General features: G+C 53.9%; 16 protein-coding genes. 15 read left to right on the top strand and 1 reads right to left on the bottom strand.

The genetic code is table 11. The features are described 5' to 3' along the window. Positions 1-41 precede the first annotated feature (41 nt). The 10 genes from NTX59_01740 (at position 42) to NTX59_01695 (ending at position 14,249) form a co-directional block, all read left to right on the top strand. Positions 42-1,388 (top strand): S41 family peptidase, encoded by a 1,347-nt coding sequence (locus NTX59_01740; GenBank protein ID MCX5784389.1) that lies wholly within the window; start codon positions 42-44, stop codon positions 1,386-1,388. A 122-nt stretch (positions 1,389-1,510) separates the two neighbouring features. Beyond that, the gene (gene tsaD, locus NTX59_01735; protein ID MCX5784388.1) at positions 1,511-2,551 is read left to right on the top strand and encodes a tRNA (adenosine(37)-N6)-threonylcarbamoyltransferase complex transferase subunit TsaD; all 1,041 of its coding nucleotides are present in this window, start codon (positions 1,511-1,513) and stop codon (positions 2,549-2,551) included. 81 nt (positions 2,552-2,632) lie between these two features. Beyond that, positions 2,633-3,961 carry an extracellular solute-binding protein gene (locus NTX59_01730; protein MCX5784387.1) on the top strand — a complete coding sequence of 443 codons (1,329 nt, stop codon included), beginning with the start codon at positions 2,633-2,635 and terminating at the stop codon, positions 3,959-3,961. An 18-nt stretch (positions 3,962-3,979) separates the two neighbouring features. After that, a complete protein-coding gene (locus tag NTX59_01725) occupies positions 3,980-5,593 on the top strand; it encodes a sensor domain-containing diguanylate cyclase (GenBank protein MCX5784386.1) in 1,614 nt (537 codons plus the stop codon). A 178-nt stretch (positions 5,594-5,771) separates the two neighbouring features. Further along, a complete protein-coding gene (locus NTX59_01720; protein ID MCX5784385.1) occupies positions 5,772-7,079 on the top strand; it encodes a hypothetical protein in 1,308 nt (435 codons plus the stop codon). A gap of 217 nt (positions 7,080-7,296) precedes the next feature. Then, a complete protein-coding gene (locus tag NTX59_01715; protein ID MCX5784384.1) occupies positions 7,297-9,024 on the top strand; it encodes a hypothetical protein in 1,728 nt (575 codons plus the stop codon). Positions 9,025-9,362: 338 nt separating this feature from the next. After that, positions 9,363-12,539, top strand: coding sequence for a hypothetical protein (locus NTX59_01710; GenBank protein ID MCX5784383.1), 3,177 nt, complete (start codon positions 9,363-9,365; stop codon positions 12,537-12,539). 103 nt (positions 12,540-12,642) lie between these two features. Further along, positions 12,643-13,638: a hypothetical protein gene (locus tag NTX59_01705; protein ID MCX5784382.1), complete on the top strand. Its 996-nt coding sequence runs from the start codon at positions 12,643-12,645 to the stop codon at positions 13,636-13,638. Positions 13,639-13,759: 121 nt separating this feature from the next. Next, positions 13,760-13,975: a hypothetical protein gene (locus NTX59_01700; protein MCX5784381.1), complete on the top strand. Its 216-nt coding sequence runs from the start codon at positions 13,760-13,762 to the stop codon at positions 13,973-13,975. 82 nt (positions 13,976-14,057) lie between these two features. Next, on the top strand, positions 14,058-14,249 hold the full coding sequence (locus tag NTX59_01695) for a hypothetical protein (GenBank protein MCX5784380.1): 192 nt from the start codon (positions 14,058-14,060) through the stop codon (positions 14,247-14,249). Here the strand turns inward: NTX59_01695 and NTX59_01690 are convergent. Continuing rightward, positions 14,243-14,572 (bottom strand): hypothetical protein, encoded by a 330-nt coding sequence (locus tag NTX59_01690; GenBank protein ID MCX5784379.1) that lies wholly within the window; start codon positions 14,570-14,572, stop codon positions 14,243-14,245. The genes NTX59_01695 and NTX59_01690 overlap by 7 nt on opposite strands. Between NTX59_01690 and NTX59_01685 the strand changes: the two genes are divergently transcribed. The 5 genes from NTX59_01685 to NTX59_01665 all read left to right on the top strand — a co-directional run bounded on the left by NTX59_01685 (position 14,550) and on the right by NTX59_01665 (position 20,697). Further along, positions 14,550-14,960, top strand: a complete 411-nt coding sequence (locus NTX59_01685) for a hypothetical protein (protein MCX5784378.1) — start codon at positions 14,550-14,552, stop codon at positions 14,958-14,960. The genes NTX59_01690 and NTX59_01685 overlap by 23 nt on opposite strands. Before the next feature lie 226 nt (positions 14,961-15,186). Beyond that, the gene (gene cpaB / locus NTX59_01680) at positions 15,187-15,942 is read left to right on the top strand and encodes a Flp pilus assembly protein CpaB (GenBank protein MCX5784377.1); all 756 of its coding nucleotides are present in this window, start codon (positions 15,187-15,189) and stop codon (positions 15,940-15,942) included. 70 nt (positions 15,943-16,012) lie between these two features. After that, a complete protein-coding gene (locus NTX59_01675) occupies positions 16,013-16,777 on the top strand; it encodes a type II and III secretion system protein (GenBank protein MCX5784376.1) in 765 nt (254 codons plus the stop codon). 84 nt (positions 16,778-16,861) lie between these two features. Next, a complete protein-coding gene (locus tag NTX59_01670; protein ID MCX5784375.1) occupies positions 16,862-19,090 on the top strand; it encodes an ATPase, T2SS/T4P/T4SS family in 2,229 nt (742 codons plus the stop codon). 47 nt (positions 19,091-19,137) lie between these two features. Next, positions 19,138-20,697: a type II secretion system F family protein gene (locus NTX59_01665; GenBank protein ID MCX5784374.1), complete on the top strand. Its 1,560-nt coding sequence runs from the start codon at positions 19,138-19,140 to the stop codon at positions 20,695-20,697. Positions 20,698-20,805: the final 108 nt, after the last annotated feature.

The raw sequence follows: 20,805 nt of genomic DNA, 5'->3' as shown, positions 1-20,805 counted from the left end.
TTTATAAGGTATAATAGCAGTTCGCTCCAAGGAGAGGAATAATGAAGAATTTCAAGAAAATAGCTTTGGTAACCGCCGCCGCGCTGGCTATGGGGGCGGCTTTCCCCTATGTAAATCTGGCTGTGGACAATACCTATCAGCAACTGAAAGTTATCGTGGATGTCATGGAACTGATACGGGAGAGTTATGTGGAAAACATCGACTCCCAAAAGCTGGTTTATGGGGCGGCCAAAGGCATGGTGGGCGAACTTGACGAATTTTCCCAGTTCATGGAACCGGATCTTTATGAAAGGGTGAAAAGCGACACCGAAGGCGAATTCGGAGGCATAGGCATAAGGGTGGATATGCGGGAGGGCTGGCTGACCGTGGTTACTCCGCTTCCGAATACCCCCGCTTACAGGGCGGAAATGTACCCGGGCGATAAAATAGTAAAAATTGAGGGCGAGTCCACCAGGGATATGCTGATGGAAGAGGCTATAAAAAAGCTCAGGGGCAACCCGGGAACCAAGGTAACGATCACGATCGCGCGCGAGCCGGAAGACAAGAACGCGGACTGGATAAATAAGGACATTACTCTGATCCGTGAACTGATAAAAGCTGAAAATATCAGATATCGGATGTTCGATGGAAAGCTGGGTTATATAAAAATGGTGGAATTTACCGGCCACGTAGTGGAAGATTTCAGTAAAGCTCTTGAAGACCTTAAAAAACAGGGCGCTCAGGGCCTGGTGCTTGACCTGCGCTATAATCCGGGCGGCCTGCTGTCAGCCGCGGTTGACGTTTCAAAGATGTTTTTGGATTCAAACAAGATGATCGTTTTCACCAAGGGCCGCAAACCGGAAAATTACCAGGAATTCCGCGCCGGAGCCTCGGCGCCTTACGGGGATATGCCGCTTATTATTCTTCTCAACCGCTATTCCGCGTCGGCGAGCGAAATAGTCGCCGGCGCCGTGCAGGACAATAAGCGCGGCTTAATACTCGGCGAGCGCAGCTTCGGCAAGGCCAGCGTGCAGTCCATGATCCCGCTTTCCGATAAATCCGCCCTGCGCCTTACCATAGCCAAATATTACACGCCGAGCGGCCGCTCCATACAGCGCGATGTTAAAAAAGACACCGGCGGCATTACCCCCGATGTCGAAGTGAAAGTGACCTCTGAGGCCGAAAAAAAGCTTATCCTGCAGTCCGAGGAGATTTTCTATCCCGGCGGTAAAGCGGATAAGAAAGAAAAAAAGGCCGCGGACAGCGCCGCAGGCGGTGAAAACCGCGATACGGTGTCTCCGAAGGCAGAACCGAAGAAAGTCGAAGCGGTACGCGATGAGGTTCTTGACAGGGCGCTTGAGCTTTTAAAAGCCAGGGAAGTGCTGGGGAATCTGAAGCCCGCGAAATGACGGTGCTGTTGTAGTCTGAGAGTCTCAGGGTCTGAGGGTCTTAGAGTCGGGATAGGTCTTTCCCGGTATTTCTTGCGGTGACTCTCAGACTCCCGACGCTCAGACTCTTAGACTTCTTAACGATGAAAATCCTCGCCCTTGAAACCACCTGCGACGAAACCGCCGCGGCAGTGCTTGAGGGTGACCGGCTGCTTTCAAATGTGGTTTTTTCCCAAATTGCCCTGCACCGCCGCTACAGCGGCGTGGTGCCGGAACTGGCAAGCCGGGCACACCTTGATAAAATAGGCCCCGTGTTAAAGACGGCGCTTTCGCGCGCCGGCTCCGGAAAGATTCCGGTCACAGCTGTTGCTTTTTCGCGCGGCCCCGGTCTGCCGGGAGCCCTTATGGTGGGCCGGGTAGCCGCCCAGGCCGCTTCGGAGCTTTTGGGAGTGCCGTTAATCGGCGTTGATCACCTTGAAGGCCATCTGCTTGCCTGTGAATACGAGGGGAAAAGCGTAAAGAAAAAACTTAAATTTCCGCTTGTGGCCCTGCTGGTTTCCGGAGGACATACCGAGCTTTGGCACGCGCGCGGCTATGGCAGATACAAGGTGCTTGGCCGCACCCGCGACGACGCCGCGGGAGAGGCGTTTGACAAAGTGGCAAAGCTGCTTGGTCTGCCTTATCCGGGCGGGCCGGAGGTGGAAAAAGAGGCTGTACGTTCTTCCGGCCGCGGCCTTGAGTTCCCGCGGCCTTTCATGGAAGATACTCTGGATTTTTCTTTCAGCGGCCTTAAAACCGCGGTCAGTTATTACCTGGCTGAAAAGCTGGGGCGGGATTTTTACCGTAAGGGTTTGCGCCTGGCGCCAGCCCAACGCGCGCTGGTGTGCCGGGCTTTTCAGGACGCGGTTGTGGAGACCTTGGTAAAAAAGACGGCCCGGGCTGCCCGGGCGCTTGGACTCTCCCGTATAGCGGTCGGAGGCGGCGTTTCGGCTAATGGGGCGTTGCGCGCGGCTTTCGGGGCGCTTGAGGGCTTTGAGGTGCGTTTTTCCGAAAAGAATTATTGTTCCGATAACGCAGCCATGATAGCCCTATGCGCCATGAAAAGGCTTGAAAACCGGGCTGGTTGTGGTTCAGTTGAGATAGCGCCCGATCTCGACAGCGCGGCTTGGAACAGCAGAGGATAGCGGCTAGAGGCGAGCGGTGAGAGGATAAGGAAATCCTTCCCTGACCGCTATACGCTCTTCCCCAGCCCCTGCTTTTAAACTATGCTTATTTGGCTTTTATCAGATTCAGACGCTTCAAAGCATCTGGCTTTCAGTGAAACGCTTTCCGGGTTTTGCGCTCATTTTCCGGATGTTAAAGCGGAGTTTGCTGTTAAGACCAGGCATAGCCTGTGGGAAAGCGTTTTTGCCTACCTGCGCGACCCAAAACGCAACCCCATGGCCGATATTATTGAAATTCCGCACAACTGGACGGCGCTGCTTGCCAAACTCGGCCTGCTCCGCGACCTTTCCAGGGTTTTTGAAGATTTTAATCCGCTGGCTTGCCCGGAATTTATAACCAGGGAATTCGGGCCCGGAGAAAGCGGGGCCGTTTTCTCCGCCCCCTGGTGGATGGAAGCTCCGGCGCTTTTTTACAGCGCGTCCGCTCTTAAGGCTATGGGCGGGTATCCGGGGGAGCACGGGCTTTCCTGGGAAGAATTTTTGGCGGCTCTTGAAAAGCTTTCAATCGCGAACAGCGCCAGGGGAAACCGCAATGCGGTGTCCCCTCAGCCGTTGGGAAGGGGTAGCCCGCGACAGGCCGGTGTCACCGCGCCGCGCCGCGCCGGAAGCCCTGATTTTTATCCGCTCTGTTTCCCGGCATCCTCCGGCTCGCTCGGGCTTGAGGACGTTTTGCCCCGGGTCTGGAGTCGCGGCGGCGGGCTTTTTTCACAGGATCTAAGCCGCGCTTCTTTCAATAAAGACGAAACTTCGGAGGGCATTCAGGACCTGCTTAACCTGGCTGTAAACGGCCATGCCAGGTTATTTTCACCCGCTCTTTTTGAGGGAGGCGGCTGTTTTCAGGAAGGAGCCGCCTTTGCCTTTTCACCAAGGGATCTCTGTTCCGCCCGGGGCGCAGGCGCCCAAAAAGCCCCGCTCGGCATGCTGCCGTGGCCGGGCTACAATTTGGCCCACCCGCAGCCCAAAGCCGGGTCATCGGGAGCCAACGATACCGGCGGGCCGGTGAATATCAGCAATCTCGCGGTTTTTTCCGGAACGGCAGATTTGAAAGAGGCGGCTTCTTTGCTGAAGTGGTTACTGAAGCCGGAGCGGGCCGCTAAGTTTACCGCGGCTTTTTCTGTTTTTCCCTGTCATAGAGCCGAGTTTGAAGAGCGGCTGGAAAGTTCAAGGCAGGGAGGGCTTTACCGGCGCATTTTTGCCGGCGCGAGCCTCCGGCCCAATATAACGGTTTACCCGACTGCCGAAATGCTTTTTGAACGGGTGCTGTGGAACGTGTCGCTCTCCGTGGCGCGCCGGAATTATTCAAATGACGATTTAACCCGTGAGCTGATTATCGCCCAGGGAGAAGCGGATTATCTGTTGTCGCTGTATTAGTCAGAAGGCTTGGAAATTATGAGGAAGTCTAAAAAATACAGGGAACAGCCGGACGATTATTCCCAGGCCGCTTTTGCCGGCAGGGAAGCGTTTTTAAAAGCGGCGCTGGAAGCTGCCGTGCGCCGTTTTGATCTGGATGGGGCTTCTTTCTACGAATACGAGGAAAAAACCTCCCTTCTGCGCCTTTGCCTGAGGCTTGAGCGGAGCGTGGTTTTTGAACATGAGGAAAATTCCATGCCCGATGCGGACTCAAGCGCCCAGGAAGCGCTGAAAACCCTTAAGCCGGTCCCGTTTCGCGGGCCCGCCGGGTATTTTGCCGCGGTTCCCTTTAAGCTTGAGCACAGCGGAGCTTCACAGGAAAAATCAGCCGCCGTTTCAACCGGGCTTGTGCGCCTTGAACGCTCTTTGCGGAAAAAACGGTTTTCACCGTCCGAATGCGCGGCCGCCATGGCCTATATCAGGGAGTTTCTGCGCAATTATTACAAGGCGGAATTTTTTTCTCTGAACAAAAAATATTCCAGGAATATAGAAGCCATCACCGAACTTACAGAGGTCTTTGCCGGCAGCCTGCGGGTGCGCGACAGTTTCAGGCATATACTTGCCGGCATTCAGACATACTTCGGCTTTGACCGGGTGAGACTGTACCTGATAGACGATAAAAACAGGAAACTTAAAGGCGAGTTGAGCGCCGACATCAGGGGTCAGATAAAAAGCATCGCTTACGAGGAGATCCCGCTTGAGCCGGGAGCGCATCGTTTTGCCGACATCGTGCTGGGCCGAAGCTCCGGCGCTTTTATGGAGCGTTACAAGGACTGCGTGCTTTACCTGCCGCTGATCGTTCAGGGGGTTACCATAGGCCTGCTTATAGTCGATAATCTGCTCAGCCAGCAGCGCATCTCGCCGGAGGACCTGGTGCTGCTCAAATCTTTCGCCGGCCAGATAGGCCTTGCTTTGGACAATGTCCGGCTTTTCGACAAGGTCGAGGAGCTTTCTCTTTATGACGAACTCACCAAACTCCCGCTTCGGCGTTATTTTAACCAGCGCTTCCAGGAAGAGTTTTATCGCGCTGAACGCTTCAAGCAGCCGCTCGCTCTTATCTGGGGGGATATTGACTACTTCAAGGAAGTAAACGATACTTACGGCCACCAGATAGGCGATAAAGCGCTTAAGGAAATGGGACGGGTTATACTTTCAAACCTGCGCAAAATAGACTTTCCGTGCCGCTACGGCGGAGACGAGGTTATTATCATGCTGCCCCAGGCCACCGGCGCCGAGGCCTTTAAACTCTCACAGCGTCTTATTGAGGAGATTTCCGAAGTCCGTATCCCGGTGCCGTTCTCAAAAACGCGCGAACTTAAAATTTCCATGAGCCTCGGCATTTCCACTTTCCCGCAGGACGCCGTCTCGCAGGAAAAGCTGCTTGAGAAAGCGGACGACGCTCTTTACTGGGTAAAGTCGCATTGCCGCGGGCAGGCCGCGCTTTACGCGGAGTCAGCCGCAGCCGATAAGGGGAACTCCTCCAAGTCTGGCGGAATTCCGGAAGAGGGCCAACGGCAGGCCGACGGCGCCGCTGCTTGGGAAACGAAGAGAAAAAACGCCGATTCCGGAGAAAAATACAATGTCAACAACTAGTGCAGAGGTTAGAGGTCAGGGGTCAGAGGTCAGGGATCAGAGGTCCGGGGGCAGAGGTTACAAGTCACAGGTTACACGAAGTAAGGAACTCCTTTCCTATCCGCTATTCGCTATTCGCTATTCGCTTCTTCATGTTATTTGCTGTTCGCTGTTTTTCGCCGCGGGGCCCGCTTTTGCGGTGTTTGAAGACACGCCGCCCTGCGCGGTAAGTCTGGGGCTTGCGAATTCCGGCGCCGCCCTTGAATCTCCCGGTTGCGCGGGGCGTAACCCCGCCCTTAACGGTTCAGCCAGAAAATTTGAACTTAGCACCGATTTTCTTTCTTCCTTCCGTGTTCCGCAGGGTCCGGCGGATTTCAGTGAGTATTCACTGGGAGCTGCTTTCCCGCTTATGTCCTACGGCCGGCTTGCCACGTTCGGCGCGGGCGGCGTTTACCGCGATGACGGCGGGGTTATGACTGAACAAACAATGTCGTTCGGGGTCAGCACCTGGCAGCTTTTAAAAACAAACTCCGGCACGCTTGATTTTGGAACTAATTTCAAGATCATGCAGGCGGCCGCGGTAAAAGGCGGGGATTCCAAGGTCGGCGCGGCCGTAGATCTGGGGGCGCTTTTGCGCGCGGGAGAGGGCAGAACTATCGGGGTTTCGATTTTAAACCTTAATAGTCCGTCGTTTGATGTGGGCACGCTTAAGGGCAGGGCTCCGCTTTCCATACACCTTGGAGTGGTGGAAAAAAAAGAGGATTACACACTAAGTTTTGAGGCGGCAAACAGGACGGCGTCCGGAGAGTTGCCGGGAAACTTCAGCATCGCCTCCGGCTTTGAACACCTCTGGCGCACTTACCGCTACGGCATTTTGGCTTCAAGAGCCGGCCTTTTTCTGGCCGAGCGGGCCTCGGCATTAAGCCTGGGCTTTGGTTTCAAGCGACAGGCCGCTGAAATTTCTTATGCGCTTTCTGTGCCTCTGACCGGCAAAATAAAGGCGGCTCACGCTATAACCGTTATATTGCGGTTCGGTGAGAAAGATATAGAACCCGAATACGAGCGTCTTATCCGCCAGGAGATGAAATACCGGAAAGATCTGGTGTTGGCTCTTGATGAGTCGGCTAAAAGGGAAAATATTCTGAAAGACCAGCTGGCTATTCTTAAAGCTGAAATAGACGGGCTCAGCGATAAATTGCGCGCTTTGCGGGAGCAAAAGGCCGAAGTGAAGGACGCAAAGGATAAACTGGAAGCCGTGATAGAGCGCCAGCATAAAGCCGAGGAGGAGCTCAGGGGGTTGGAGGAAAAACGAAAATCCGACAAATTCAATTCACTGCGCTTTGATTTTGCGAGCGACTGGCAGAGTTATCTTAAGCTTAAAAACGGCGGGGCCCCGGCCGAAGCGCTTAGAGGGGCTTTGCAGCGCCTGGTGGCGCAGTATCAGGATACGGGCATAGATATTTCCCAGGCCACGGTGGAACTACAAGGTATAATTGGTAACCAGTAACCGGTTACCGGTCACTGATTACCGATTACCGCTGTTACCGCCGTTTCGTAACCTTTTGTTAACATTTATTTCACGGGCGGTTAATACCTTCTTGTTAAACTAATTTTAGTGGATAGTAGATAGTGGAGAGTGTAGAGCAGGAAGTGCAGAGGGTGAGGAGAACTTCCTTTCAGTCTCTACACTATTTACTATCTACTCTGCACTAGCAGCTTGATTTATGGACCCTAAAGAAATAGACCGTCAGCTGGAAGATATGTGGAAAAAGGTTTCCGGGCGCAATTATACGCCGGACGCCCCTTCTTTGCCTCCCGATGTCTGGGCTTCAAATCTTGACACGCTGAAATTACTGAAAGATAATTATTCAAAAGCCGAGGGAGAATGGCGGCGCATGCTTGAAATGAAGGAGTCGAATCTCCGCGATTTAAGCGCCCAGCTTGAAGAAACAAAGGCGCACCTGGCGGAACTTAAACAGCATTACCACATTGCCGGGGAAAAGCTCATGAACGAGGAATTATCCGCGGCGCTTAACCTGGAAGAATTAAAAAAAACCCTCGCGGCCCAGAAAAAGAACCACGCCAGGGAAATAACCCTTTTAAAAGAAGTCCTTGAGCGCACCAAGACCGAGATGGTCTCGCTTGGCGAGCGCGTGGACGCCCTGCGGCGCGAACGCGACGACTGGCAGAAAAAATTCTCGGAGCTTTCTGTTTCGGAGGCGGATTTTAAAGATAAGGCCGCGGACCTTGAACATAAGCTTGGCAACGCGAAGGAAGCCGTGGAACGCACCCTTACCGAACTGTTCGCCGAACGCAAAAACCGCCAGGACGCCGAAAACAAAATAAAGGCGCTTGAAAAAACCACAAAAGAGCTTTCGGGCGGGCTTGAAACCGCCAAAATCAACTGGGACGCCGAAAGGACGCAATGGCGGGAGCTTTGGGACCGTGAGCGCTCGGTTTGGGAAACTCATCGCCAGGAATTCGCCGTGTGGGAGGAGCGCCTGCGCTCCGAGCGCGAGGCATGGACCGCCAGGATGCGCGAGGAGGAAAACAAGGGCGTCCAGGCCGCCTCAGGCCTTTCAAGCCTGCTGAAGGACACCTCCGAGTGGTCTGAGAAAGTGACACAGATACTGAAACTTTACGCTTTAAAAGGCGTACAGCTGCCGCAGACTTTTGTTCCGTCTTCCATCCCGGCTGGTCCCGCGCCAAAAAAATTTTTTATCAGAATGGCCGCGGCGCTCCTTGCCGCCGTTCTACTTATGGCTCCGCTTGCCTGGTGGCTGTATAATTTCAGGACACAGGTCCAATTAAAGCCTGCCGGCGGTTACGCTCTTGACGCGCCCAACCCCTCAGGTCTCGCGGTTTCAAAAGACGGGTTTTGGGTAGCCGACTGGAACAGGGGCCTGATGCTTAAGGATAAGAAGGACCTGTCTACCCTTAAAATTTTTAGCGGCGCGGCGGGCGGGCCGTTCCGGCCGACGGCGCTTGCGGCTGCCGCCGACGGGCTTTGGGCGCTTGATATGTCCCAGCTGCTGTTCATAAAGAAGGATTTTAAAGACGGGACGACGCTTGAAACCGTGAAAACGCCGGGTCCCGCCCCGCAGGCGCTTGCCTATGACGGCGCCAACCTCTGGTCTTTTGACGCGGCAAGCGGCCTGCTTTATAAGTACTCCCTTGACCCGAAGGGGGGGGTGTCGGCAAGTTTTGAAGTAAAGGGCCTGAAGAACCTTTCCGCTATGCAATGGCGCGGAGGCGAACTTTGGGCGCTGGATTCGAAAAGTATGCTCTGGCGCTATAGTTTCAAAGACGGAGCTTTCCGCCTGATTTCAAGCCAGCAGCTTAAAAGCCCGGCTTTGGCTTTTTGGGTGGACGGCTCAAGCTTTTGGACTATGGAAAAAGCCGGAACTCTTGGCGGGCACGAGCTCCGGAAATACGCGGTAAAAATATATTAATCCTGGCGCAAAGCGCCAGGATTAATATACGCCATAAAGGCGCCGCGCCCGCCATACGCCGTAGGCAGAAAAGCTGCCATAAACTTTAAGCCGTCTGCCATATGTTTTGTGGAAGTTTCCTTAATAGCTTATGGCTTAGGGCATACGGCTTATAGCAATCATAGCGCTTTGCGCTATGATCTATGGCCTGAAGCATACGGCATATGGCAGACATCTGTTTTTATATATTGATTTGATATTTATAAAATGGCAGAATTGGGAGGCGAGTCTGAGCGCGCCCGCGGGCCGCAATAGAAAGTGTGAAAATATGCGGAGCGTTCCTTTGCGGGGATGGATTTATGATAAATAAAAAAATTTTGGTTCTTGCCGCTTTGGCCCTCGGGCAGTTTTTTGTCTTGAACGCCGACGCCCAGCAGCTCTTTGTAACTAAAATAGACGTGGGAGACGGCGGTTCGGCCGGCGCCGGCGTACCATCGTATTGCAATAACAATCCCCCTGACGGCCAGCTCGGCGCCACCGAGTCTTTCAACACCACGCTGACCGGCGAGGTCTGGTCCGGCTCTTCGCTTATACAATTTGAGCGCCCAAAAACCACGTATCCCGGCGGCTGTCTTTCCCTTTGCGTAAACATTGTCTGCGTCAGCACGGTGGGCGCTTTCGGCATTGACGATCTGACCTTCGAAATTTTCAAGTTCGGCCAGGGCGCTAACCCGCTTGACCCGGCCAGCACCCCGCCCATAAAAACCGTTTCCATGTATAATATCGGCATGTGCAACAGCAACAATAATGTTCCCTGTAACGTCGGGGGAGCTACCTGCAGCACCAAGCACGATTACTGCACGGCCTGGGATGGCGCATATAACTTGAACGGTATTTTCGGCAAAACCAACGGCCAGTACGGTTTCAGAGCCAAGGTAAAAACCAACGAGGTAAGCGCCACGGCGGGCAACATTTCCATAGAACAAACCGCCGCTTTTCCGGGCCAGAACCAGATCCCCATACAGATAGATGTTGTAAACATTCACACTGTGCGTTCAAGCCCCACGGTGGTCGGAAGATTTACCGGCGTGGCCGCCCAGCCGTACAATATCCTTTACCGGCTTTCAAAAGATTCCACGGTAACCATAAATATCTACGACACCGATAATTCCCATCAGACAACGCCGAAGGTTATGCCCTGGGTGCGCTCCGTACTCACAAGCGCGCCGCGCACGGGCGAAGGCATGCCCGACGGCACGCTGACGAACGGGGATTTTTGGGACGGCAGGGACAGCAAGGGCAACATAGTGCCCGCCGGCTCTTTTCTGGCGCAGATAGACGCCGGCTCCAACGATATGTGGGGCACGGACCTGGCTTACCCGTCCACGATACAGATCGCCATAGATCCCCTGCAGATAACCGATCTGGGAGTAAAGCCCCTGGGCCCGTCCTCCACCGATGTGGCCGTCATAAGCTATATGCTTACCGAAGCGGCTACTGTATATGTGGACATCTATACGCCGGGCACATCCTTCAATAACACGAACGTGTCGCCGCCGAGCGCTCCCATCGGCGGCAATCTTGTGCGGCGCTTTGTGGAGCAGAAAGACAGAAGGATCGCTGTTTCGACCTACTGGGATGGGCGAGACCTTAACGGCACCCCCGTCTGCGACGGGGATTACGTGTACGCCGTATACGCCGTTCTGCCTTCCGGCGCCCAATGGGCTACCGGCGGACAGATCTGGACGCAGAACACCAAGGTCGGGCTTATGCCCGTGGCGCGGGGCCCGGTTCTGGCCTTTATCAACCCCTCTTCCACGGTCATAGGCTCAAGTCCGGCGGTGGCGGGTCTTGACCCGTTCTATTTCCGCTATACCCCTAACAGGGACACCTATATCAGCCTGAACATACTCCCAATGACCAGTACCACGCCGGTGAGGCATGTGGTAAACAAGGAAATGCGTTTTGCCAATTTCTCCAACCGTGAATTCTGGGACGGGCGCGATGACAGCGGAAACTATGTGTCAAGCGGCGCCTACCTGGCCGAGCTTATCACCATTGACCCGTTCCAGTGCCCGGCGGTGAAATACTCTACGATGACCGCGCTTATTCCGGTGGACATGTTCCGCACGGTGGATGTGAAGGCCTCTCCCCTGCTCGGCGGCAGTTCCGACACGGCAAAGATCAGCTTTGAATTTTCTCAGGCTTTCTTCATGGAACTTAATATTTATCCGACCAATATAGTGATAAACCCGTCCGTTTGGCCGCCGACCGGGCTGGGGGAGCCTGTTTACAATGTAACGGGTATGAGGCCCGGCCGGTTCACCATAACGGAATACTGGGACGGGCGCGACAAGTACGGGCTTTTGGTGCCTGACGGGCGCTATCCGTTTACTCTGGTGGCGCATTCAACCGGGACGGCGCAGGTTGTGTATGCCACCGACAAGGTGTACGGTTCCGTTGACATAGCGCGCGGCCAGATAATATTCAGCATGTTCGAGGTGATCCCGAGCATCCCCACGCTGTACAGCTCTTCCGACACCATTAAACTGCCGCCGTTTGAAGTGGACTATGTGGTGACCAGGCAGTCTTCCGTAACGGTGCAGGTGGTTACCCTGGATATGCCGCCGAAACCGGTGGCCACCGTCACGAGCGGCGAGATACGCGACGGCGATACGCTTTATAAGGATTTCTGGGACGGCAAGACGGCCGCCGGGACCTTTGTTCCGGGCGGGACGTACAATATGCGCGTGACGGCGCAGGATATCGCCTCACAGCTTACCTCGCGGGCCACGGCGCAGCAGACCATAGATGTTTTCCCCCTCAGAATTTACGACGTGTCCATAACGCCGTTAACGCTGGACCAGCCGGCGGTCGTGTCGTATCAGGTATCGGAGCCTATGAAGGTGGTGACGAAGATCTTTAAGCCGGGCACGTCGTTCGACGGGTACGGGAACGCCTATCCGCCGGAGACGACTTCGCTGGTAAAGCGGATAATAGGCATAAGGCCCTCGCGCACGCAGATATCGGAATACTGGGACGGCACGGATATGACCTTGTCCAAGGTTCCCGACGGCAACTATGTGTTCAAACTGTACGGTTCCACTGACTCGAGCGCGATAAGCACGCTGGACGGTTCCTACGTCGCAAGCGCCACGACGCTTGCGGACGATGTCGTCACCGCCAACATACCTTTAACCAGGGGCGGCACGGCCGATCTGTGCGGGGATTTCAAGCACGATACATTCTTCGCGCCCAACCCCTATGTGGGGACCGCCGGGTGGTTCCAGATCCCGGTTATTATAAACGGCAGGATAACCCTTACTATTTATAATCTGGCCGGGGATCTGGTGTATACGCATGATTTTGGAGTTCTGAGCGCCGGCCCCGGTATTACGGACAAGTGGCTTTGGCCTAAGGTAAATTCAGCCGGCAGGACGGTGGCTGGAGGGGTTTATTTCGCGGTAATCAGGTTTGAGGCGAGCGCGGGCACGCGGGATGTGTGCCAGGTGGTGAAGAAGATACTGGTGCCGTAACGGCGGAGAATAGGGGCTGGCGTTAGGGATTTAGGGAAGGAGGTTTTTATCCTCTAATCTCTAACCGCTATTCTCTACACTCTGCCCCTTCGAGGGTAAATTTATGAAGACTATAAAAAAACGGGTGTTAAGGTTTTTGGGGCCGGTCCTTTTCGCCTCTACCCTGATCTCTCTACCCTCATCCCTCCTGTTTGCGGGCAGCGGCGCCGGCACCGGGGGTGCGGTGTTTATGAAAATTCCCGCCAGCAGCCCAAGAGTGCAGGCTCTTGGCAACTGCGGTGTTTCACTCGTGGAGGGCGCGGAAGCTATGGGGATAAACCCGGCCGGCATCGCCTCTTCGCAGATGCGGGAATTTTCTTTTTCCCACCTCGGCTGGTTCCAGGATTATTCCGGCCAATACCTCGGCTATGTGCACCCTATAGGCCAGTCCGTAATAGGTTTGAACATGGCTTATTACACTATAAACGGATTTGATGTGCGGGACCAGTCAGGTGTGCCGCAATATGGCGCCGATGTGAAAGTGCGCAACGGTTACGGCGGGCTTACGCTTGCCAAAAGTTTCTTTCTTGAAAAGTTTCTGGTCGGAGTGAGCGCCAAAGAAGTATTGGAGGACAATTCCACCCAAAAGTACCAGAACCTGGTTTTTGATGTCGGCGCGGTGCTGAAACTCGGACGCAAGCTGTCTTTGGGCTGGGCAAGCCAGAATTCCTCCGGCAAAGCCGGCCAGGTGGTTAAAATCCAGCGCCTTGGGTTCGCTTTCTCTTTTAATCCTTTCCTGACCCTGGCGCTTGAGCAGAAATCCTATTCCGACAGCGGCGCGAAGACCGGAGGCGGAGTTGAATTTAATTTACCGGAGGAAGTGTTGCAGGTCGGCCGCATAAGCCTGCGCGCGGGTTATACCGGGGCGAATACTTTCGGCAAAAACATGGATGATAAGGCCATGGAATCTTTTGGGCTTCAGAACACGGCGGGCTGGGCTTTCGGCATAGGCATTTACAGCGCCCAGGCGCTGGGTTACGGCATGGGCCTGGATTACACCATGGCGCCTTACGGCGCTTTGGGCAAGTCAAGCCAGCTGTCGTTGAAGTTTCAGTTCTAATCATAGCGCAAAGCGCTATGATTGCCATAAGCTATATGCTTTAGGCCATATAGCCATTAAGGAACTCCTTAAAAAAGCCTATGGCTTATGGCGTATGGCAGCCTTGAGCGGAAGGTGAAAGATGGCTTTTTTGGGCAAAGAATCAGGTTCCGGCTTGCGGCCTAAGGTTTACGGCTTAAAGCGCCGCGGGCAGACTGCCATAGAGTACCTGCTGGTTACGGTGTCGCTTTTAGTCGTTTTTGTGTTTCTTTATAAAAGCCTGCAGTGGTATCTTTCAGGGCAGTTCAAGAGCGGCGGGATAATTGTAATGAAGATGTACAAGCAGGACCCGAACTAGGGAAGTAAGCGGTACCCGGTAAAAGAAAGTAAAGTGCGGCGGATTCAAGGCGGATCGTAAACTAAATCGGAGGATAAGGAAAATGAAAAAAATATTCAGTAACAGGCCCGGTCAGAACACCGTGGAGTATCTGCTCATGCTGGCGGTGGTGGTGGGTGTGGTGCTTATTGCCGGCGTGGCGCTTAAAAATTACATGCCGGGCCTTTTCAGGCAGATATCAACAATGATAGGCGGCGCGGCCACCTCGCTGGGAGCCAGCGGCGGCAATCAGTAAGCTTTAAGAGTCCGGCAACGCGCGTTATCCGTCCGCCTTAGGCGGACGGGAGGTGTGCTTATGATAGTCGGGGAAGCTGAAAAAAGCTTCTTGAAGCTTTTTTTAAGCGCTTTTGTAAAGTACTTGCGCGCTTTCACGGGCAGCTGTTCTTTGAAAATCAGGAAAGCGGGGCAGGTCCCGCTCTTTTGGAGGCAGGATAGTTCGGCTGCTTCCGCAACGTTTCTTGCCGGAGGGCTTTGGGCGCGGACCAAAAGGGCGGGGCAGGTTACCGTTGAGTTGCTGTTGGTGCTGCCTATTTTCATGCTGCTGATTTTTTGCATCATGGAAATAGGAAACCTCGCCTATCAGACCATTTTGGTCCATCACTGCGCTTACGAACTGGCCCGCATAGGCTCTTTGGTAGCCGGTCCGAATGGCGGCGGATATGGTGGCGGCAATGAAGTATCAAAAATGAACAGCACGCTTAAAGAGATGCTGCCCACCGCCACGCTGGATTCTTCCAGAGAGTCGCGGCCTTACGGACCGGATCCCCAGTCCGCGGCTACCGGGAACAACTACACAAGCCAGGATCTAAGGGTAACTTTAACCTATCCGGTAAAGCTGGTTTTTCCCGGATCAAGCGTTATGTTGTCCGATCCACCGAGGTCTCGGCGAATAAAGACAATATCGGTTACGGTGAGAATGCCGATAGAAAAACCGTTTTTTCAGTAAGCAAAAAGCCGCCGGGCGGCTTTTTGAGTCACAGGTCGCAGGTCCGGCCCTTTTGGAAACAGGAGGGATGGGAGTGTGGTGCGGCGCTTCCGGCTGGAGGTCTTTGGGCCCGGGCGAAAAGAGCTGGGCGGGTAACAAGGCATAGGTTGGAAGCGGAGAAAAAGCTGTCAAGCTGCCCGGCCGTCCGGCGGCCCAGCGAAGATTTAATTGTATAGGAGGATTTAATATGGAAAAGAAAGGTGTAATCCTGCCCATGGTACTGGCTTTGGCCGCGTCCGCCATTTACTGGTTTGTTCTGACCTCAAAAGAGCGCGCGCTTTCCGCCGCTCACGAGGAGGCCTCGGTGCTGGTAGCCAGCTATGAATTGCCCGCGCGCACCATCCTTAAGAGCGACCTTGTGGAAACGGTCAAGATCCCGAAAATATACATGCAGCAGGACGCCTATGAAATCCGCAGCAATTCGGATATAAAGCTGGTCAATAATTTAGTGACCGCGATAAGAATCCCGAAAGGCAATCAGATAACGCAGTCGGCGCTGATCCCGCTAAGTCCCGAGGCGGGACTCAGCGTGAAAGTGCCGCCCGGCTACCGCGGCTGCATGATGCCGCTCGATAACGACCTGTTGCGCCTTATTAAGCCCGGTGACAAAATAGATGTGCTTGTCACCTTTGAGGCGGTCATGGCCGACAGCCGCAAGGAACGTGTGACGGCCACCATTCTGCAGAATGTTCTGGTGCTCGGTGTGGGCTCAAACCTGGGCCAGGGCCTGTCTTCCGTCCAGGCCAAGTCCAAGTCCGGCCAGGAAGCGGCCGATCAGGCTTTTTCGGAAAAAGGGGCTTTGAGCCTGGCTCTTAACCCCAACGAAACACAGTATCTTGCGCTCTCACTTGAGCAGGGCCATGTGTCGGTGGTGGTGCGCGGTCTTGGCGACGTGGAGTTGCATCCGATGGAGATAGCGAGTTTCAAGCGGCTGATAAAGTAACCGGCTTCCGCGGCGGGGAAGCCGGCTAGTCACAAGTCGCAGGTCATAGGCAGCATGGTTGGAGATTAATATGAAACCCATTACACAAAAAATACCACGAGGAACAGGGCTCCTTCCCTATTCGCTGTTTTTGGCTGCGGTCCTTGTCCTCGCGCCGTCCGCCTGGGCGCAGAAGGCCGAGATGGTGGCTGTATCCGCCGATATCGTTGAAATAAGCGGTTCCATACAGAAAACGCACGGTTTTTCTTGGAACCAGTTTTTTGATTTCACGGAGAAGACCATCTCGGGCATTATCACCCTCGGCGATTTCGAGCGAAAAACCGCTTTGAGCACTTCGCTGAAGCTTCTTGAAACGGAAGGCAAGGCCCAGCTGCTTTCAAACCCGAAGATCATCACTAAAAGCGGCACGCAGGCGAATTTCACGGTGGGCGGAGAGATCCCGGTGCCTTATTCCAACAACCAGGGCGTGGGAGCCGAGTTTAAAAAATTCGGCGTTATCCTGACCGTGCTTCCCGTGATACTCGCCGAAAAAAAAGACACGGTGGACGTGCAGCTGCAGCTGGAGGTTTCAAATCCCGATTATTCAAAACCGGTGGTCGTTTCCGGCACCACCATACCATCCATGATAACCCGCCAGATCCAGACCGAGGTTGAACTTAAAAGCGGGGAAACGCTTGTTATAGGCGGCTTAAAGCGCAGCAACCGCAATGTGGTAAAGAACAGGGTGCCGGTATTGGGCAGCATACCTCTTTTGGGAGCTCTTTTCAGCTCAACCGATGTGGTGGAAGAACAGAGTTCGCTGTTTTTGTTCGTGACGTTCGATATAATTAAGTAGGCAAGTGTACTGTCATAAGCCGTATGCCGTAAGCCATAAGCTTCAGGGAGTTCCTTATGGCCTATGGCTTATAGCTTAAGGCGTATGGCAGAGAATATGGACAACCAGAATACTACTCCCCGGGTAATAACTTTTTCAGGCCCCAAGGAGGGCGTGGGAAAAACTTCTATTGCGCTCAATTTAGCTCTTGCCTGGGCCAATTATCAAAAGCGCAATGTGCTTATCATACCGCTTGATCCGCTGTGCCGTCAGGAGCATACCGCCATGCTGGGAGTTGATCCGCCGTCGCTGGCCGAAATTGTCCGGACGATCGGGCGGGAATCCGTGGGAGCCGTCGGCGCCCTGTTGCGCGGGAAAATACCTATTTCCCAGTGGGGCGTAGGTGTGCTGCCGCTGAGCAAAAAACGCCAGGATGTGGCCAAAATGTCGCCCGAGCTGATTTTGCCCATACTTTCAAAGCTTTCCCAGTCCTTTGATCTCTTTATAGATGTCGATTCCTATTTTCCCATGCAGATCTTCGCCTTTGACATTTCAGACCTGGTTTTCTGGGTCACCAACTCAAATGTCAATGCCCTGAACGCCTCCGCTTCGGCTTTCCGCGAAATCAACGAACTTCACTTCCCGATGAACAGGTTCGAAGTGGTGGCCAACCTTTATGACATGCCCGGCGCGATCGGCCCCAAGGAAGTTGAGAAATTCTTCAAACAGATGGGCAAGGATATGCTGGCTTTCATGCCCTGGGAAGACTCCATGCCCGCTTGCGCCAATCAGAACAAACTTTTGATAGTTGAACAGCCCAATACACAGTGGATACGGATACTGCGCGTTCTTCTTGGACGCCTTGGCGAACTGAAGCCCGCCGAAAAACAGTGGGTTTCAAGCGTTTCCTCGCAGGAATTCGCCCACGGTTCCGACATGCTTTGGCGGCAACTCGAAAAAACCGCGCCGGCCGCTTCTGTCGCGGACTCCAAGGCCCCGCAGGCCAACGCCGGAAGAGTGGATGTGCCGCCTTTCTGGGAAACGCTGAAAATGTCGGTGCACCGCAATGTGGTGGCCGCGCTTGAAACTGAGCGTGTGAAAATAAGCGACGACGTGGCCGTCAACGCGGAAACCAGAAAAAAAGTCGACCTTATCATCAACGGCCTCCTTCAAAAAGAAACCGCTAACCCGCTTACCAGGGAGCAGCGGGTTAAATTCATAAACGAGCTGCTTGACGAGATCCTGGGTCTCGGTCCCCTGGAAGAAATTATGCGCGACCCCGGCATAACCGAAATCATGGTGAATTCCGCGGACCGTATTTATATAGAAAAAGCCGGCAAGCTGACGCTCACTAAATACCGTTTCAGAAGCGACGAACAGATCATGCAGGTAATTAAAAGGATAGTGGCTCCGCTTGGCAAGCGCATAGACGAATCCGTTCCGTACGTGGACGCCCGCCTGAAAGACGGCTCGCGCGTGAACGCGATCATCTCGCCGCTCGCGATTTCGGGGCCGACGCTCACCATACGGCGTTTTTCCGCCAAACCTTTTACCGACTCCGAGCTTATAAGAAAAGGCAGTATTTCCCAGACGGGGGTTGATTTTTTAAAGGCCTGCGTAAGGCTGCGCAAGGACATTATTATCTCAGGCGGCACCGGCACCGGTAAAACCACTTTCCTTAACATGCTCTCAAACTATATCCCTGAAGACGAGCGCATAGTAACCGTTGAGGACACGGCCGAATTGCGTCTTCAGCAGGATCACTGGGTGCGCCTTGAGAGCCGCCCGCCCAACATTGAGGGCAAAGGCGAGATCAGTATACGGGATCTGGTAAAGAACTGTCTTCGTATGCGGCCCGACCGCATAGTGGTAGGCGAAGTCCGCGGTTCCGAGGCCCTGGATATGTTGCAGGCCATGAACACGGGCCATGAAGGGTCTCTTGCCACCATACACGCAAACACTCCGCGCGACGCTCTTACCCGCATGGAGGCCATGTGCCTTATGGCGGGCGCCGACCTACCTATTTGGGCGCTTCGGGAAATGATATCTTCGGCCGTGCACATGATAGTGCAGCTGACCCGCTTTTCCGACGGTACCAGGAAAATCACCTCCATAACCGAAATAACCGGCCGCGAAGAGAACCAGATACTGACGCATGAACTGTTCAAATACAAGCAGCAGGGGATAGACGAAAACGGAAAGGTTGTGGGCTCATTCAGTGCCACGGGCGATCCGCCCAAGTTCTTTAATGATTTCGGAACCCATGGTATGCAAGTGCCGGTGGATATGTTCTGGACGGATGAGCAGAGGCAGCAGCGCACAGGTAAAGGATAGCGAATAGCGCATTTTACGGAATTGCTTAACTACTCTGTCTTTAAACTATGAAGAAGCTTACAGCGGGCATCCTTTTTTTAGCGGTTTTCGCCGGGAAACCGGCGAGCGCCGGAGTATTTAACCGAACGGAAATGTCCGAGGTGTCCTGCGCCGCGGTTAAAATGCAGCTTTTTTATTATTACCTCGCCCCCGAAAAAGATCCCAAAATACTCAACTACGCGATAAAGTGCGGGGGCGTGGCTTCCACTGTCCAAATGCCCAAATGGCTGGACACCACGGTGCCGGAAATGGTTTCAAAAAAAGTCTGGCATGACCCGGAAGAAGGGGATATCAGCGAAGCTTCCCTCTGGCAGACGCCGGTATCCATCCTTTATGAATACTTTGAACTTACCCGTAAAACCTTTCCGGCTGAGGCCGGCGGCGCGGAAATTCAGCCGGCGCTTTTGGTGAAGGAATACGCGGACATCCGCATCCGGTTCCAGATGTCGCTTGACCGGCTTTACCGGGCCCGAACGCGGGACTATTCCATGGGCGATTCCATGAACGGCCGCGGCCGCGCGATGATGGCGGAGTTTAACCTGATGCTGAAAGAAATGGAGTCCATAGCCGACGCCATCTCAAGCAGCAACCCCCGGCGTTACGCCGATGCCGTTACCGCCACCGCAGTGTTCTCGCAGGATTCTTTTTCCATGTTGTTCGGCGAACCGCGCAAGTATGAGGCGCCAAAACGCGAGTCAAGAGGGGGGCAGATCCTGGGTTCGGCTCTTACCGTGTTCGGCGTGCTGCTGATGTTTCTCGCTGTACGCGTTTTTTTAGCCCTCAACGACAAAAAAACCGACGCCCTGGTGGGCGATTACGCCAAAAAAGTCACAAAGTGGACCGATGCTTTTTCACGCCAGTTCATAGCAATAAATGTGAAATACCTGGTGGCTGTGCCGACGGGTATTTTTGCCCTCATCGGTTTGCTCACGTTTAATCCGTTCGCTTTCCTCGCCTTGTCCGGCCTCGGTTTTTTTGTGGGCCTGCGCACTCCGAATTTCGTGCTGAATTACATGAAGGTTAAGCGCGGAAAGAAAATTGACGGACAACTGATGGACGGCCTGATACTGCTCTCCAACTGTCTGCGTTCGGGCCTTGATGTGGTGCAGGGCTTTGAAATGGTTTCAAAAGACCTCGTTCCGCCGATATCGGACGAATTCGCCCTGGTTATAAAGAATTACCAGTTGGGCATGACTTTTGAAAAAGCGTTAGGCGTTATGGAAGATCGCGTGGAGAGCAGGATGCTGGCTTACATGATACGCGCCATTGTTCTTCAGCGCCAGATGGGCGGCAATCTGACCAAGGTTTTTGAAAGAATAGTGATAGACATCAGGGAAGAATCCAAGCTTGAGGAAAAAACAAAGGCCATGACGGCCCAGCAGAAGATACAATCCATAGTTGTGGGCATCATGCCCTGGATCATGGTGAGCGTCATGTTCATGTTCCAGCCTGAAACTATGATGAAATTTTACGGCAGTCCGCTCGGTATGGCGACCTTCATCGGCTGCGCCATCTGGATAGCTATAGGCATGAAAGTGGTTTCAAGCCTTGGCAAGATACGTGTGTAGTCATAGCGCAAGCGCTATGACTACCGCCATAGGCCGTAAGCCATATGCCATATGGTTTAAAGGAACTCCTTGAAAGCTTATGGCCTAAAGCAGATGGCTTATGGCGCG

The organism is Elusimicrobiota bacterium, assembly GCA_026388155.1.
GTDB lineage: Bacteria > Elusimicrobiota > Elusimicrobia > Elusimicrobiales > UBA9959 > UBA9634.
The sequence above is the reverse complement of the archived record's forward strand: the minus strand, read 5'-3'. Positions and strand labels throughout refer to the sequence as shown.

What these genes read in the sequence shown, in the direction of transcription:
- NTX59_01685 (MCX5784378.1), top strand. Translation starts at nt 14,550, where the DNA reads ATGCTGCTGATTTTTTGCATCATGGAAATAGGAAACCTCGCCTATCAG.
- NTX59_01670 (MCX5784375.1), top strand. Translation starts at nt 16,862, where the DNA reads ATGGCAGAGAATATGGACAACCAGAATACTACTCCCCGGGTAATAACT.
- NTX59_01675 (MCX5784376.1), top strand. Translation starts at nt 16,013, where the DNA reads ATGAAACCCATTACACAAAAAATACCACGAGGAACAGGGCTCCTTCCC.
- NTX59_01700 (MCX5784381.1), top strand. Translation starts at nt 13,760, where the DNA reads ATGGCTTTTTTGGGCAAAGAATCAGGTTCCGGCTTGCGGCCTAAGGTT.
- NTX59_01690 (MCX5784379.1), bottom strand. Translation starts at nt 14,572, where the DNA reads ATGATGCAAAAAATCAGCAGCATGAAAATAGGCAGCACCAACAGCAAC.
- NTX59_01705 (MCX5784382.1), top strand. Translation starts at nt 12,643, where the DNA reads ATGAAGACTATAAAAAAACGGGTGTTAAGGTTTTTGGGGCCGGTCCTT.
- NTX59_01715 (MCX5784384.1), top strand. Translation starts at nt 7,297, where the DNA reads ATGGACCCTAAAGAAATAGACCGTCAGCTGGAAGATATGTGGAAAAAG.
- NTX59_01730 (MCX5784387.1), top strand. Translation starts at nt 2,633, where the DNA reads ATGCTTATTTGGCTTTTATCAGATTCAGACGCTTCAAAGCATCTGGCT.
- NTX59_01665 (MCX5784374.1), top strand. Translation starts at nt 19,138, where the DNA reads ATGAAGAAGCTTACAGCGGGCATCCTTTTTTTAGCGGTTTTCGCCGGG.
- NTX59_01710 (MCX5784383.1), top strand. Translation starts at nt 9,363, where the DNA reads ATGATAAATAAAAAAATTTTGGTTCTTGCCGCTTTGGCCCTCGGGCAG.
- NTX59_01725 (MCX5784386.1), top strand. Translation starts at nt 3,980, where the DNA reads ATGAGGAAGTCTAAAAAATACAGGGAACAGCCGGACGATTATTCCCAG.
- tsaD (MCX5784388.1), top strand. Translation starts at nt 1,511, where the DNA reads ATGAAAATCCTCGCCCTTGAAACCACCTGCGACGAAACCGCCGCGGCA.
- NTX59_01740 (MCX5784389.1), top strand. Translation starts at nt 42, where the DNA reads ATGAAGAATTTCAAGAAAATAGCTTTGGTAACCGCCGCCGCGCTGGCT.
- cpaB (MCX5784377.1), top strand. Translation starts at nt 15,187, where the DNA reads ATGGAAAAGAAAGGTGTAATCCTGCCCATGGTACTGGCTTTGGCCGCG.
- NTX59_01695 (MCX5784380.1), top strand. Translation starts at nt 14,058, where the DNA reads ATGAAAAAAATATTCAGTAACAGGCCCGGTCAGAACACCGTGGAGTAT.